This window comes from Amycolatopsis sp. (assembly GCF_036008905.1).
Lineage (GTDB): Bacteria > Actinomycetota > Actinomycetes > Mycobacteriales > Pseudonocardiaceae > Amycolatopsis.
This window is the reverse complement of the sequence record NZ_DASYMU010000212.1, coordinates 1-15,008: the sequence shown is the minus strand read 5'-3', so window position 1 is coordinate 15,008 and position 15,008 is coordinate 1. Positions and strand designations below refer to the sequence as shown.

The following is a 15,008-nucleotide window of genomic DNA, read 5'->3' as shown; positions in this document are numbered from 1 at the left end:
CATCGCCATCGACAACGCATCCAGCGCCGTCCCCACCGACCCCATCGCGACCGACGCCCAGTCACCACTCTCGATCGCCGACTTCAAATCAACCGCCGACTCCATCAACGAAATGCCGGTATAGGCCTCCGTCGAGCTCTTTTCTTCAGCCACAAGGGGGTTGCTCAACTGTTCACTCCTGGTCCCACGACGGCGTCGACCATCGGTCAGGAGTTCCCGGTATCGAAACCCTGTCTCGAATGATCACTCGATCGGGGATTTTACTGGGTGACCCACTCGTGCATCGCCACTACCACCGATGTCGTTTTCGGGGTATTTACCGCACTTCAGCCCTTCCGGGTCTCCAGCTTCACGCGCAGCTTGAGCCCGAGCCGCACGGCCAGCAGAACCGGCTTCCACAGCAGGCCTTGGTGCCGGTCCGCGATATAGCGGTACGCGCTGTCGTGGTGTGCGCGCAGCATTTTCGCCGAAGCCTGCGAAGTGGCGGCCCCGCCGATGTGCATGACGCTCGACGAAGGCGCGTAAACGTTCAGCCAGCCCGCTTTCGCGAGTCGATCGCCGAGGTCGACGTCCTCGAAGTACATGAAATACCGCGTGTCGAAACCGTCGACGGAATCAAAAGCCTCACGCCGGATCAGCTGGCACGAACCGGAAAGCCAGCCCGCGGTGCGCTCGACCGGCGTCGCGTTCTCCTGCCGGTAGTCCCGCGTCCACGGGTTCGACGGCCACACCTTCGCGAACAGCGCGTGCCCGATCCCGCGTCCGAACGACGGCAGCAGCCGCGCCGACGGGTAGACCGTGCCGTCGAGGTCGTGGATCAGCGGGCCGAAGGCGCCACCGCGCGGCCACCGCTTCGCGACTTCGAGCAGTTCTTCGAGCGAACCGGGCTCCCATTCGAGATCCGGGTTGACCACGACGACCCAGCCGAAGCGCTCGTCGAGTGCGGCGACACCGCGGTTCGCGGCCGTGCCGTAGCCGACGTTCTCGCCGATGCTCACCAGCTTGACGTTGTCCCGCTCGGCCGCCTGCTCGGGCGCGCCGTCCGTCGAAGCGTTGTCGGCGACCACCACCTGCACGTCCCGGTCCGTCGCCTTTTCGAGCGTGTCGAGAAAACGCCCGAGGGTCTCGCCGGGGAAGTAGGTCACGGTCACGACAGCGACCTCGTCGCCGTAGCTGGTGGTGTTTGTCACCGGCCTATTGTGCCTCCGCTACCGAGTGCGACTCCGATGCCCTGCCCACGCCTTCGCGTAGGCCTCCCGGTGCTGTTCGGCGGTGGTCGCCCAGGAAAACTCCTTGGCCCGCCGTTGCGCGGCCGCTGCCAGCACAGACCGGCGTGACGGGTCGTCGAGCAGCTCGGCGATCGCGGCCGCCACGTCCCCGGCGCCGACCCCGCAGTACGCCACCGCGTCGCCGCCGACCTCGGGCAGCGAAAGCCGCCGCGTGGTGAGCACGGCCGCGCCGCAGGCCATCGCTTCGAGCACCGGCAGGCCGAAGCCCTCGCCCAGGCTCGGGTACGCGACGAGCTCGGCGCCGCCGAGGAAACCGGCGAGCGTGTCGAACGGCATGTACCCGGCCCTGATCACGCGCAGCCGGTGCGGAACGGCGTCGAGTGCCTTCTCGACCTGGCTGTCCCAGCCCGGTTGACCGGCGAGGACGAGCGCGGGCGGGTTCGGCCGTCCGCTGACGGCACGCGCGAAGCCGCGGATCAGCGCCGGCACGTTCTTTCGGGGCTCCAGCGCGCCGAGGAACGCGACATAAGGCGTCTCCCCCAAGCCGACGACGTCCCGCGCGGCCCGGACCTCGGCCGGGGACGGCGGATGAAAGCGCTCGCTCTCCACACCGTGCTGGATGATTTCGAGCCCGCCCGGCCGCACCTGCGCGACTTTGGCCAGCTCGTCGGCCGTCGCCCGGCTGGGCACGACGCACAGCGAAGCGCGCCGCAGCGCGGTGACCGTCCACGCGCGGAAGAACCGGGCCTTGACCGACGAATGCAGCACGGCGTCGGTGAAGAAGGTCGCGTCGTGCAGCGTGACCACCGAAGCGACCGGGTTCGCCAGTGGCATCGTGTAATGCGGCGAGTGGACGACGTCGACGCCGAGGCGGCGGATCAGCCTCGGCAGCGTGGTCTGTTCCCAGGTCAGGCGGGCCGTGCGGGTGGACGTCGACTGCGTGGCCGGGACGATCCTGGAGCCGGGCGCCAGCTGGTCGTAGAGCCGCGCGTCCCTCGGCTGGCAGACGACGGTGAGCTTCACGTCCTGCTCGTCGAGCGCCGCGACCAGGGAATCCACGTAGCGCCCCACGCCACCCCTGTCCGCGGGGACTGCGGTCGCGTCGATCAGTACGCGTGGTTCGGCTGCCACCTGAGCAGAGTACGACCGATCGGGTACATGTTGGTCAGCAACTGACAAACTGGGTTAATGGTGGATGGCCCAAATGGCTTCGGCCGCGGCCCGCCACGAGAAGTGCCCGGCTCGCTCGCGCCCGCGTTCAACCAGGTCAGCGGTCCGAGCCGGGGAAGCGAGCACGTCTTGCAGCGCCACGGCCAGCGCGGCGGCGTCACCGCGCGGCACGGAAACTCCGGCAGCACCGGACACCTCGACCAGTGCTGGAGCGTTCGAATGGACCACCGGCACCCCGGCGGCCATCGCCTCCAGCAGCGGCAGGCCGAAGCCCTCGGCGAGGCTCGGCACCGCCAGCACGCTCGCCCGCCGCAGGACTCCGGCCAGTTCGGCGTCGGAAAGCCGCCCGAGAACGCGCACGCGGCCGTCGGGCAGGCCGCGTGCGCGGGCCATCTCCAGCGGGTCCAGCCCGCCCCAGCCTGGCTGGCCCGCGAGCAACAGCGGAGGCCCGTCGAACCGGCTCATCGCGTCGATCAGGACGTCGATGCCCTTGCGTGGTTCGAGCGTGCCGATGGCGAGGACGTAGTGCTCGGGGACGTCGATGTCGACGGCGTCGGGGAAGTGCGTCGGGCCGTGGCCGATCACGTGGGTCTGCGCGGTGATCTCCACTCGCGTGGCGAGGTCGTCGGCGACGGCTTGGGTGGGCGTGACCAGGGCGTTCGCCTTCGCGGCGGCCCGCGCGATCATCGCGCGATGCCACGACACCCCGCGCGGGGTCAGCGTCTCGGGATGGGTCCACGGCACGGTGTCGTGCACGGTCACCGAAAGCGTGCGCCCGCGCGGTGCCTTGGCCGGGGCCAGCGGCGTCGGCGCGTGCACCGCGTCCCCTCCCGGCCACCAGGGCAGGCCCAGCTGCCAGGCGGCGACGAGCGCGCGCGGCGGCAGCGGCAGCACGCGTGGCCCGGCGACACCGTCGACCCTGGCCGCTTCGACGTCGGCGTGCCGCGCGACCACGCTCGACACCGTCCAGCCGTCCGGTGCCGCGGCGGGCAGCGCACGCAGCAGCTCGGCGGTGTACCGGCCGGTGCCGCCGGGCACGGGGGCGAGCAACTGCTCCGCGATGACAACGAGTTCGGGCACGGCCGTATTCTCCCCCGTGTGGACGAAGCCGAGGTCAGCACCACCGTGGTCGTCGTGACCTGGCGGGGAGCGGCGCACATCACCGCCTGCCTCGACGCGCTCGCCGCGCAGAACCGTCCACATCGGACGCTCGTGGTCGACAACGCCTCCGACGACGGCACCGCGAGCCTGCTCGCCGGGCACGAAGTGCTGCGACTCCCCCGAAACGCGGGCTACGCGGGGGCGCTCGCCGAGGCTTTGTCCGTTGTGGACACGCCGTTCATGGCCTGGCTGAACGACGACGCGATGCCGGCACCGGATTGGCTTTCCACGTTGGAAGACGCGCTGGTCACGACGCCGGAAGCGGCCGCGATGGGTTCGCTGATGGAGCTCCCGGACGGCACCCCGCAGTCGCTCGGCGTCCGGCTGACCGCGGACGGCCACGGCAGTGACCTCACCGAACCGGCGCAAGACGTCTTCGGGTTCTGCGGTGGCGCGGTGCTCCTGCGTACGGACACGCTGCGGGAAATCGGCGGTGTTCCAGCGGATTTCTTCTGTTATTACGAGGACACCGACACCGCGTGGCGGCTGCGGCTGTCCGGCTGGGACATCCGGCAGGCGCCCGGCGCGCGCGTCGTCCACCACCACGGCGCCAGCACGAAGCCCGGATCACCGCTGTTCCACCGCTGGAACGAGCGGAACCGGCTGCTCATGCTTCTGCGCTGCGCACCCGCACGGGTAGCCCTGCGCGAGCTCGTGAAGTTCGCGATACTGACCGCGGTTCTTCCGTTCCGGGGCGAACCGGCGCCGCCGAACTTCCGGCTGTTCCTGCGTTGCCACGTTCTGACGGAAGTCGTCACTCGCCTACCAGCGGCGTTGCGTGCCAGGCAATGCATAACGGCCCGCGCGGTGCTCGGCCGAGGTGAGGTCTGGGATGCGTGGGCGGCCGGTTAGGCTGCCCCCACTTCGAGTGAGTAAGGGAGTTACAGCCTTGTCGCAGGGGGCAACTCAGCCGCTGGTTTCGGTGATCGTCGTGAACTTCCGCGGCGCCGAAGACACCGTGACCTGTCTGCGCGCGCTCACCACCGAGCTGGATTACCCGCGCCTGCAACTGATCGTCGTCGAGAACGCTTCCGGCAGGGACGACGCGGCCACGATCAGAGCAGCTTTCCCCCAGGTCAAGCTGATCGAATCGGCGGAGAACCTCGGCTTCGCGGGCGGCTGCAACCTCGGTGCCAAGCACGCCACCGGCACCGTGCTCGCCTTCCTCAACAACGACGCCCGTCCCGCGCCCGGCTGGGTCACCGCCGCGGTCGCCGAGCTGCGCGCGGAACCGACCGTCGCGGCCGTGGCCAGCAAGGTCGTCGACTGGGACGGCACCGGGACGGACTTCGTCGACGGCGGCCTGACCTGGTTCGGCATGGGCTACAAGCGGCACGCGGGCAGCCCGCTGGCCGACGTGCCCGCCGCCGAACACGAGCTCGCGAAGGACGTCCTGTTCGCCACCGGCTCGGCGATGTTCGTCCGCGCCGGCGTGTTCGCCGAACTCGGCGGCTTCGACGAGCGGTTCTTCATGTTCTACGAGGACGTCGATCTCGGCTGGCGGCTGAACCTCCGCGGCTGGCGCGTGCGCTACGTCCCGGAATCGCTGGCCTACCACCGGCACCACGGCACGATGTCCTCAGTGGACGCTCCCGACTCCGGCCGTGAGACGTTCCTGTTGGAGCGCAACGCGTTGGCCGCGCTGTACAAGAACCTCTCCGACGAGACGCTGACGAAGGTGCTCCCGGCCGCGCTCGCCCTCGCGGTGCGCCGGGCGACGGCACGCGGCGAGCTCGACGCCACGCAGCTGGACCTGCAGCGCGGCGTCGGCCCGATCGAAACCGACGCGGTGCCGATCGCGCGGACCGCGCTCGCCGGGTTCCTCGCGATCGACCAGTTCGTCGAGCTGATGCCCTCGCTCGCGGAGTCCCGGGCCGTTGAGCAGGCGGCCAGGGTGCGCACCGACGCCGACCTGATCCCGTTGCTGCGCAAGGCTTTGGAGCCCGCGTACCCGTTGCCGCGGTACCTCGCCGCGCACGAGATCCTGGTCAAGGCGTTCGGCATCGAAGGCGTCTTCGGTACCCGCCGGAAGGTGCTGGTCATCACCGGTGACGCGATCACCGAGCGGATGGCGGGCCCGGCGATCCGCGCCTGGAACATCGCCTCGACGCTGGCCGCCGAGCACGAAGTCCACCTCGTGACGGTGAACCCGCTCGCCGAGCCGCCCGCGGCGCCGTTCCGCGTGAGCGCCGCGAGCCGGCGTGAACTCGTGGCACCGATCGATTGGGCAGATATCGTTGTCCTGCAAGGGCACGTTCTCGAACTCGCCCCGGTGCTCAAGAAGGAGCATTCGCGGAAGATCGTCGTCTGCGACCTCTACGACCCGATGCACCTGGAGCTGCTCGAGCAGGGCAAGGGCGTCGCCGACGACAAGCGCGCACTCGACCTCATCGGCGTCACGAAGGTCCTCGACGCGCAGCTCGAACGCGGCGACTTCTTCCTGTGCGCGTCGGAACGGCAGCGTCATTTCTGGCTCGGCCACCTCGCCGCGAACGGCAGGCTCTCGCCCCGGCTCTACGACGCCGACCCGACCACCCAGTCACTGCTCGCCGTCGTCCCGTTCGGGCTCTCCTCCGAGGCGCCGCGGCACACCGGGCCCGGCCTGCGCGCCACGCTGGCCGGTATCGGCGAAACCGATCATGTCGTGCTCTGGGCGGGCGGCGTCTACAGCTGGTTCGACCCGCTCACGCTGATCCGCGCGATCGAGAAGCTGAGCGAGCGCCGGGGTGACGTGCGGCTGGTGTTCCTCGGGATGAAGCACCCGAACCCCGAGGTCGCCGAGATGGACATCGGCACGAAGACCATGCGACTGTCGGAATCCCTTGGCCTCACGGACAAGCACGTGTTCTTCAACGAGCACTGGGTGCCGTACGAGGAACGCCAGAACTGGCTGCTCGACGCCGATTGCGGGGTCACCACGCATTTCGAGCACGTCGAGACCACGTTCGCCTTCCGGACCCGGGTGCTCGATTACCTGTGGGCCGGGCTGCCGATCGTCACCACCGACGGTGACGCCTTCGCGGACCTGGTGCGGACGGAGAAGCTCGGCGTGGTCGTCCCCGCGGAGGACGTCGACGCGCTCGCGGAAGCGCTGGAACGTTCGCTGTACGACACCGAATTCATCAAGGCGTGCACCGAACGCATCGCTGTGGTCGCGCAGCGGTACGCGTGGCCCACCGCGCTCGCGCCGCTCGTCGAGTTCTGCCGGAACCCGCGACCGGCCGCCGACAGGCTGCCGGGCTCCACCGATCTTGTCGTGACGGATCCGTTGCGCGGCAAGGAAGTTCTGAGAAGAGATGTCGACCTCATCCGCGAGTACCTCGCCGACGGCGGGCCGAAAGAGCTCGTCCGCCGCGTCGGTGGCCGCGTACTGAAGGTCGCCAGGCAGAGGATGCGCCGTGGCTGATCGACCGCTCAAAGTACTGCTCGACGGCACTCCGCTGCTCGGTTCCAGAACCGGCATCGGCCGCTACACCGCGTCGCTGATGGAGGAACTCGCGTCGGTGTCCGAAGTGGACACTCGGGCGGTCGCCTTCACGTTGCGTGGCTGGCGAAAGCTGCGTCACGCACTGCCGCACGGCGTGCGGGCGCGTGGTATCCCCGCGCCCGCCAGGCTGCTGCGCCGATCCTGGCTGAAGTCGCAGTTCCCGCCGATCGAGCTGTTCGCCGGGCCGACGGACGTCGTCCACGGCACGAACTTCGTGCTCCCGGGCGCCTTGCGCGCGGCCGGTGTGCTGACGATTCACGACTTGGCGTTCCTCGACGTCCCCGGCGAGCTTTCCCCTGGCAATTTCGAGCTGCCGCAACTGGTTCTGCGCGGCGCGGCCAACGCCGACGTGATCTGCACGCCCACCGAAGCCGTGGCCGATTCCGTCGCGGAACGGCTGAACATCGACCGCGAGAAGATCGTGGTCACCCCGCTCGGCGTCGACCCGGTGTGGTTCAACGCCCGGCCGCCGGAGAAGGAAGACCGCGCGCGGCTCGGCCTGCCGACGGAATACCTGCTGTTCCTGGGTGCGCCCGGACCGCGCAAGGGGCTCGACTGGCTGGCCCAGGCCCACGCGGCGGCACCGGACCTGCCGCCGCTGGTGTTCGCCGGGCCCGGCAAGTTCACGGTTTCGGACCGCTCACAGCATCTCGGCTACGTCTCTGACGCGGATCTGCACACCGTGGTCGCGGGTGCCACCGCACTGGTCCTGCCGTCCCGCGACGAGGGTTTCGGCCTGCCGGTGCTCGAAGCGATGGCCTGCGACGTCCCGGTGGTCTGCTCGGACATCCCGGCCCTGCGGGAAGTCGCCGGGGACTGCGCCGGACTGGTGCCCTACGAAGACGTCGACGCGCTCGTGGAAGCCTTGCGCACCGCCGTTTCCGACCCGCACGCGGTGGCGACCTCGGCGGCCCGCCGGACGCGGGCCGCCACGTTCACCTGGCGGCAGTGCGCCGAACGCACCGTCGAGGCCTACCGCCAGGCCGTCGCGACGCACTAGGCCTTGGCGAAGTACGCCTTCAGCGCGTCTTCCCACGAGCGCAACGGGGTGAGCCCGGCCTCGCGCCACGCGGTGTCGGACAGCACCGAATACGCCGGACGCGCGACCTTGCTCGGGAAGTCCGCGCTGGTGCACGGCTTCACGCGCGCGGGATCCGCGCCGAGTGCGGTGAAGATGGCCCGTGTGAAGCCGAACCACGTCGTGTTGCCGCCACCCGTGGCGTGCAGCACCCGCTGCTCGGGCGCCTTGCCGTCGGTGATGAGCTTCGCCAGCTCGAGCAGCCCGGCGGCGAGGTCGGCCGACAACGTCGGCGAGCCGCGCTGATCGTCCACAACGGACAGTGTCTCGCGCTCGCCTTCCAGGCGCACCATGGTCTTGACGAAGTTCTTCCCGGTGGAGCCGTAGACCCAGGCAGTCCGCACGACCCACGCCTGCGCGCCCGAGCCGAGCACCGCGTCCTCGCCGGCGGCCTTCGTCCTGCCGTACGCGCTACGCGGCGCGATCGGGTCCGACGGCTCATAGGGGACGGCGTCGGCGCCCGAACGGTCACCGGCGAAGACGTAGTCCGTCGAGACGTGCACCAGCGGGACACGCCATGAGGAGCAGGCGGCGGCGAGCACGCGCGGGCCGTCGGCGTTGACCGCGAACGCCCGGTCTTCGTCGTCCTCGGCGGCGTCGACAGCGGTGTACGCGGCCGCGTTGATCACGACCGGCTTGGATCCGGCCTGCTCAGCGCGGGCGACGAGGTCCTTCACCGCTTCGAGCACGTCGCTCGTCTTCGTCAGGTCCAGCTCCGCGGAGCCGGGCGCGAGCACCTCGACGCCTTCGCCCGCGAGAGCGAAAAGGTCACGGCCCAGCTGGCCTGTTCCACCGGGCACCAGAACTGTCAACGGCACGGCACTACTCGCTCTCTTACAGTCACGGTTACTTGCCAACCTCGTCGGCCTACAAACGTCTCACATTCATCCGGCTATTCTGGTACCGGGGCGTATCTGTGCCCGGGGGTAAGTCCACTGCAGTTGAAGGATGGGGAGGATCTCGCGTGTCCGACTGGCCACCCGAACCCGTCCGATCACCGCGCCGGCACGGTGTCGGCTTCGCGGTGCTCGCGCGCCGTGGCGGTAAGATCGTGATGACGCTGGTGTCCGTGGCGGTGCTCTGCGTGACCGGGTACGGCTGGCAGTTCATCACCTCGACCACCGAGGGCCTCACCACGACGAACGTCTTCGCCGACAACACCGTGCACGCCAAGCCGCTGGACGGCGCCGTGGACATCCTCCTGGTCGGCCAGGACAGCCGCACCGACGCGCAGGGCAACCCGCTCTCGCGTGAGGTGCTCGACATGCTGCACGCCGGGGTGTCCGACGGCGAGCGGCAGACCGACACGATGATCCTGGTGCACATCCCGCAGAACGGTAAGCAGGCCATCGCCTTCTCGTTCCCGCGCGATTCCTATGTGGAGATCACCGGCGGATTCGGCAAGCACAAACTGAACAGCGCGTATGTGTACGCCTACAACGACACCTCGAAAACGCTGCAGCAAAAAGGAAACGGCGATCTCAAGGACGTCGACAGGCAGGCCAAGGAAGCGGGCCGCAAGAACCTGATCAACACGCTCGAAACGTTCCTCGGCAAGCCGGGCATGATCGACCGCTACGCCGAAGTGAACCTCGCGAGTTTCTACGAGATCACGAAGTCCATCGGCGGCGTGCAAGTGTGCCTCAACAACGCCGTCAAGGAGAAGAAGTCCGGAGTGGACCTTCCCGCCGGGCAGCAGACCGTCGAAGGCGTGCAGGCACTGGCTTTCGTCCGGCAGCGCTACGACCTGCCGAACGGCGACCTCGACCGCATCGGTCGGCAGCAGGCGTTCCTGTCCGGGCTCGCGAACAAAGTCCTCTCCGGCGAGGTGCTGACCAGCCCGTCGAAGATGTCCGACCTGGTCGACGCGGTGAAGAAGTCCGTCGTGCTCTCGTCGGGGTGGAACCTGCTGGAGTTCGCGGAGCAGATGCGCGGGCTGACCGGCGGGAACATCCAGTTCCACACCATCCCGAACCAGGGCAACGCCACGATCGGCGGCGCCGACGTGATCAAGGTCGACATCCCGCAGGTGCGGGCCGCCGTCGACGCGCTGATCACCGACGGGGTCGTCGCGCCGGGGAACATGTCCGGCGCCACCCCGCCCGCGGCCGGCCAGACGCTGCCGGGCGCCGACGCCGTCACCGTCGACTTCTTCGACGGCACGGGGAACGCCGCCATGGGCCCGCAGACCCGCGTCGCGCTGCAGGGCAAGGGCTTCAAGCTCGCCGGTGACACGAAGCTCGCCACCCGCGCCAGCACGGTGTTCCGGTACGCGCCTGGCGACGAAGCAGCGATCGCGCTCGTCAAGCAGGCGCTCGGCGACACGTTCCTCGCCGAACCGGACAGGGATGTACAAAAGGGACACGTCCGAGTATTGCTCGGCAAGGACTTCCGCGGCGTTCCGGCGGCGGCCGGTGGCCAAGCCCCGGCGAAGTCAAACCCGCCCACGACGACTTCGGCCCCGGTCGTTCCCCCATCCGGGGCAGCACCGGGCGACAAGACGATCACTGCCGGTGGAGTGCCTTGTGTGAACTAGAGGGCAGCGGCCGTGGGGACGGCTGAAGTGCCTTAGCCTGAGCGAACAGGCAATCCGAGGGGAGGCGGGCAGGATGGACGAAGAGCGCGAAAAGCATTCCGGTGAGCTGAGCGAGGAAGAGGTCGCGAAGTTCGTTCCGAGTCCCTTTCCGCGTACCCCCGAAGTGGCCGAAACCGAAACGGACGACCAAAAACCGGAAGAGCCCGTCTCATTCGCTTTGCCGGAGCCGGTTCCGGCAAAGCGGAAACGGCGGCTGGGGCTGGCCGCGGGCCGGACCCTGGTGGCACTGGTGTCGATAGCGGCAATAGGCGTCACCGGATACGCGTACGTCACCAAAGATCGCTTGCAGGAGACCGTGCACATCACGGAAGCGCTCACCCAGCCGGGTGAACCTGCGCCGCCCGCCGACGACGGCGGCACCGACATCCTGCTCGTCGGCAGCGACGCCAGGACGGACGCGCAGGGCAACCCGCTGCCGACGAGGCTGCTGAAGCAGTTGCGCACGGAGGAAAAACCCGGCGTCAACACCGACACCATCATCATCCTGCGGGTGCCCAAGAACGGCGGAAAGCCGACGGGGATCTCCATTCCACGCGACTCCTGGGTGGACGTCCCCGGGCGCGGCAAGACGAAGATCAACTCGGCGTACGGCGTGGCGAAGGCCGGCTTTGCCAAAGAACAACGCGACAAGGGCGTCAAGGACGAGGCCGCGATCGAACGGGATTCGGACCAGGCCGGGCGCAAGGTGCTGGTGCAGACAGTGCAGGACTTCACGCAGCTGCGGATCGATCACTACGCCGAGGTCAACCTGCTGGGCTTCTACCTGCTCACCGAGGCGCTAGGCGGGGTCAAAGTCTGCCTCAACCACTCGACCTCCGACGCCGATTCCGGCGCCAACTTCCGGGCGGGACAGCAGACCGTCTCCGGCGGCGAGGCGCTTTCCTTTGTGCGGCAACGGAAGAATCTCCCGCGCGGCGACCTGGACCGGATCGTCCGGCAGCAGGCGTTCCTCTCGTCGGCGTTGAACCAGGTGCTGTCGGCAGGCACCCTCACCAGCCCGTCGACCCTGAGCAACCTGATGGACGCGGTGCACCGGTCGATCGTGCTCGACGCCGGGCTCGATCTGCTCGACTTCGCCAACCAGGTCAAGGGGATCGCGTCGGGCGACATGACCTTCGTGACGATCCCGGTGGTGAACATCAACGGCCGCAGCGAAGACGGCCAGCAGAGCATCGTCGAGGTCGACCCGGCGGCGGTTCGTCAATTCGTCGCCGGTCTGGTCGGGAAGAGCGAGCCGTCCGGTGGCGGTGGTAGCAGCGGCGGGGCGCTGTCCGTCGCCCCCGCTCCGGGCGTCACCTGCGTCAACTAGCCCACCACCACCCTCAACGGAGACGCTTCGCGCCCAGACCTAATCTAAGGCCGTGAGCATCACTGAGCAGCTACTGCGTCCGTTGCTGAAGACGTCGTCCGTCCGCCCGTTCATCACCCATTACGACGACGCGGCCGGCAGCCGGGTGGAGCTTTCCGTTGCCACCACGGCGAACTGGGCCGCGAAGACGGCGAACTGGCTGGTCGAAGAGGTCGACGTCGAACCGGGCGACGAGGTCGCGGTGCTGCTGCCCGCTCATTGGCAGACAGCGGGGATCCTGCTCGGCGCCTGGTGGTGCGGGGCACACGTGGTGACCTCGGACGTCGACGCGCGGATCGCGTTCGTCGGCCCCGATGGCACCGCCGCGAGCGCCGTGACAGCCGTGGTGGCGCTGGACGCGATGGGCATGGGCCTCAGGACGCCGCCCGCCGACGGCGCACTCGACTTCCTGTCCGACGTCCGGCTCGCAGGCGACGACTACCAGGCGCTGTTCCCGATCCCCGGCGACACGCTCGCCCTGAACTCGTCCACAGTGGACGAAATGGTGGCCGAAGCGCGTTCACGCGCCGAGGAGCTGGGGATTTCGGCTGGCGACCGGGTTCTCTCCACTGTGGACTGGACAGCTCCCGGCGGCCTACTCGACGGACTGCTGGCGCCGCTGGCCGCTGGGGCGCATATCGTCCAGGTGACCAACGCCGACCCCGCGAAGCTGGCCGACCGCCGTAGCGCCGAGCGCACGACCGTCGACCTGCTCCACGAAGTGACCTAAGCGGACTGGAGTTCGCGAGACTCGCGCTTGCTCCAGAAGAGCACGTGGTCCAGCGAGTAGCGGCCGCCGTTGAAGCCAAGCGCGAGGCCGGCGAGCGCGAGCACCAGGACGAGCTCGTAGCCACCCTGGCCGGTGAGTCCGTTGTCGATGTGGACGCTCAGCAGGGCACCGACGGACACCACGACGTAGCCGATACCGACGAGCGGCAACGCGAAGCCGATGATGAACGCGATCGAACCGAGGATCTCGACAGCGATGGCGAAGATCGCCGCGATCGTGGGCAGCGGCACACCCGTCGACTCGAAGAATTGCGCTGTTCCATCGATGCCGTTGTCCCACTTCTGCAGGCCATGGGCGAGAAAGACGACAGCGACACCGATGCGTCCGAGCAAGAGCGCGACGTCTTTGAAACGAGTGAACATCCGAAATTCAACTCCCGGGCTAGGTGAACTTTCAACCGCCCCGTCGGACGGTACGGGAGCCACCACCCGGCCCGGGAGGTTTCGGTGGTCATCGACAGGAACCCGACAGCTCAGCTCTTATGGGACTTAGCGCCCGCGAAACAGTAGACGCCGAACGCCGCCAGCCCCAGCGCGACGACAGCCAGCAGGAACGGCCCGAACGGCTGCGCCGCCAGCGTCCGCAGCGCCGCGTCGAGCCCGCCGGCCTTGCCCGCGTCGGCGCTGAACGCCGCGAACCCGATCAACACCGCCACGATCCCGAACACGATCCCCTTGGCGACGTAGCCCGACAGCCCCAGCCGCTCCACCCACTTACGGCTCCCCGATGGCAACTCGCCGATGTCGAGGTCGTCGAGGAAACTCCTCTTGATCCCCTTCACCGCCGACGCGATCGCCACCCCGAGCACCGCGGCAGCCGCGATCGCGACCAGCACCTTCCCCGCGGGCAACTCGAGCAGCTTCGCCGTGAACTCCTGCTGCGGCTGATTACCGGACCCACCCGAATCACTGCCGGTCACGAGCTTGATCGCGGTGACCCCCAACGCGATCACCACCACCCCACGCGCCCCGGACCCGATCCGCTTGGTGACGCGCTTGCGCCGCTTGGTGATCCACCCATAACCGGTGGCCGCCATCATGAACTGCCAAAGCCCGAACGCGAACAACCCTACCGCCAGCACCCACAGCAGAACCTTGCCGAACGACGTCGACCCGATCTCGGCCATCGCCCCACGCTGATCCGCGGACTGGTCGCTGCCACCGCCGAACGCGACCTGGACCGCGAGATAGGCGACCACCAGGTGGACCAGCCCGAAACAGACCATCCCCGCGCGGCCAAGCCCCTGGGTCACCTTGCTGTGCTTCGCTCGCGACGCCGTCTTGTTCGCCACCGGGCCCTCCTTGTCCGCAGACAAGAAGTCTCACCCGATCCAGTGACCCCCGCCGATCGACTGGGCCGTTTGGCGCAGCTACCGCCTGTCCACACACTCGATGCAGAAGGTCACCGCGGGCAGCGCGTCGAGCCGAGCCTCCGGAATCGGCTTCCCGCAACGCTCACACAGCCCGTACGTCCCCTGCTCGAGCCTTCGCTCCGCCCTGTCAAGGTTCCCGAGATCACCGCGCGCCTGCTCCAGCATGGACTGCAACTGCGCCCGCTCGAACGCGATCGTGGCACCCTCGGGGTCGTGCTCGTCGTCGTTGGTGGTCCAGGTGGAGGACTCGATGATGCCGGCGATCTGGCGGGTGAGGGAGTCAATGAGCAGCAACGTGGCAGCACGCTCCTCATCCAGCCGCTGCCTCATGCTTCGTTCAACGCACAACCCAGAAGACACGTTCCCTCAGGCCTGGCAGAACGCCATCTGTCGACAGATGGCGATAGTTGCGGACGCGGGGTATCACGTTATGTCGACACCTTGTGGCCATGGGGAACGCTGTGAAGGCTAGAAAGCAAGCCCCTTGAGCAGGGCGCGGGCCATGACCATGCGCTGGATCTGGTTGGTGCCTTCGTAGATCTGCGTGATCTCTCGGCCAGTTTTGACCGACCTGGCGATCATGCCTGAAAACACCCTCTGAGCTGCACAAACAGGTCTCGTTAGTTCTCGCCGATTCTCGGCCCTACCCGACCTCTGACGGCCTGGAGACGGCCTGGCGCTCGCCGACCACTCCCCTCCCTGCACCCCGATATGAAGCCCCGAACGCGGCCGGGGGTGCTGTGTCAAGGCACGCTTTCCCGCCTTGACACAGCACCC

Annotated in this window: 13 protein-coding genes; 6 read left to right on the top strand and 7 right to left on the bottom strand. The window is 68.4% G+C overall.

Going from position 1 to position 15,008, the window contains the following annotated elements; all coding sequences use genetic code 11:
* Positions 1–326: 326 nt before the first annotated feature.
* The 3 genes from VGP60_RS34330 to VGP60_RS34320 are packed head-to-tail and all read right to left on the bottom strand — an operon-like array spanning position 327 to position 3,479.
* Positions 327–1,190 (bottom strand): glycosyltransferase family 2 protein, encoded by an 864-nt coding sequence (locus tag VGP60_RS34330; RefSeq protein ID WP_327552341.1) that lies wholly within the window; start codon positions 1,188–1,190, stop codon positions 327–329.
* 18 nt (positions 1,191–1,208) lie between these two features.
* Entirely contained in the window at positions 1,209–2,360 is a 1,152-nt protein-coding gene (locus VGP60_RS34325; RefSeq protein ID WP_327552340.1) for a glycosyltransferase family 1 protein, read from the bottom strand.
* Between the two features lie 54 nt (positions 2,361–2,414).
* Positions 2,415–3,479 (bottom strand): glycosyltransferase family 1 protein, encoded by a 1,065-nt coding sequence (locus VGP60_RS34320; RefSeq protein ID WP_327552339.1) that lies wholly within the window; start codon positions 3,477–3,479, stop codon positions 2,415–2,417.
* Positions 3,480–3,497: 18 nt separating this feature from the next.
* Between VGP60_RS34320 and VGP60_RS34315 the strand changes: the two genes are divergently transcribed.
* The 3 genes from VGP60_RS34315 to VGP60_RS34305 are packed head-to-tail and all read left to right on the top strand — an operon-like array spanning position 3,498 to position 8,047.
* On the top strand, positions 3,498–4,412 hold the full coding sequence (locus VGP60_RS34315) for a glycosyltransferase family 2 protein (protein WP_327552338.1): 915 nt from the start codon (positions 3,498–3,500) through the stop codon (positions 4,410–4,412).
* 37 nt (positions 4,413–4,449) lie between these two features.
* Complete coding sequence (locus VGP60_RS34310; RefSeq protein WP_327552337.1) at positions 4,450–6,966, top strand: glycosyltransferase; 2,517 nt, start codon at positions 4,450–4,452, stop codon at positions 6,964–6,966.
* Positions 6,959–8,047, top strand: coding sequence for a glycosyltransferase family 1 protein (locus VGP60_RS34305; protein WP_327552336.1), 1,089 nt, complete (start codon positions 6,959–6,961; stop codon positions 8,045–8,047). Before VGP60_RS34310 ends, VGP60_RS34305 begins: the two co-directional genes overlap by 8 nt.
* Here VGP60_RS34305 and rfbD read toward each other — a convergent pair.
* Positions 8,044–8,943 (bottom strand): dTDP-4-dehydrorhamnose reductase, encoded by a 900-nt coding sequence (gene rfbD / locus VGP60_RS34300; protein ID WP_327552335.1) that lies wholly within the window; start codon positions 8,941–8,943, stop codon positions 8,044–8,046. The genes VGP60_RS34305 and rfbD overlap by 4 nt on opposite strands.
* Before the next feature lie 146 nt (positions 8,944–9,089).
* Here rfbD and VGP60_RS34295 point away from each other — a divergent pair, with 146 nt between their 5' ends.
* The 3 genes from VGP60_RS34295 (at position 9,090) to VGP60_RS34285 (ending at position 12,799) form a co-directional block, all read left to right on the top strand.
* On the top strand, positions 9,090–10,661 hold the full coding sequence (locus tag VGP60_RS34295; RefSeq protein ID WP_327552334.1) for an LCP family protein: 1,572 nt from the start codon (positions 9,090–9,092) through the stop codon (positions 10,659–10,661).
* A 73-nt stretch (positions 10,662–10,734) separates the two neighbouring features.
* Positions 10,735–12,030, top strand: coding sequence for an LCP family protein (locus tag VGP60_RS34290; RefSeq protein WP_327552333.1), 1,296 nt, complete (start codon positions 10,735–10,737; stop codon positions 12,028–12,030).
* A gap of 52 nt (positions 12,031–12,082) precedes the next feature.
* Positions 12,083–12,799, top strand: coding sequence for a TIGR03089 family protein (locus VGP60_RS34285; RefSeq protein ID WP_327552332.1), 717 nt, complete (start codon positions 12,083–12,085; stop codon positions 12,797–12,799).
* Here VGP60_RS34285 and VGP60_RS34280 read toward each other — a convergent pair.
* From VGP60_RS34280 to VGP60_RS34270, 3 genes are all read right to left on the bottom strand, one after another.
* Positions 12,796–13,221, bottom strand: a complete 426-nt coding sequence (locus VGP60_RS34280; protein WP_327552331.1) for a DoxX family protein — start codon at positions 13,219–13,221, stop codon at positions 12,796–12,798. The two genes, VGP60_RS34285 and VGP60_RS34280, sit on opposite strands and share 4 nt — an antisense overlap.
* Before the next feature lie 110 nt (positions 13,222–13,331).
* Entirely contained in the window at positions 13,332–14,084 is a 753-nt protein-coding gene (locus VGP60_RS34275; protein ID WP_327552342.1) for a DUF1206 domain-containing protein, read from the bottom strand.
* A gap of 144 nt (positions 14,085–14,228) precedes the next feature.
* Positions 14,229–14,561 carry a TraR/DksA family transcriptional regulator gene (locus VGP60_RS34270; RefSeq protein ID WP_327552330.1) on the bottom strand — a complete coding sequence of 111 codons (333 nt, stop codon included), beginning with the start codon at positions 14,559–14,561 and terminating at the stop codon, positions 14,229–14,231.
* Positions 14,562–15,008: the final 447 nt, after the last annotated feature.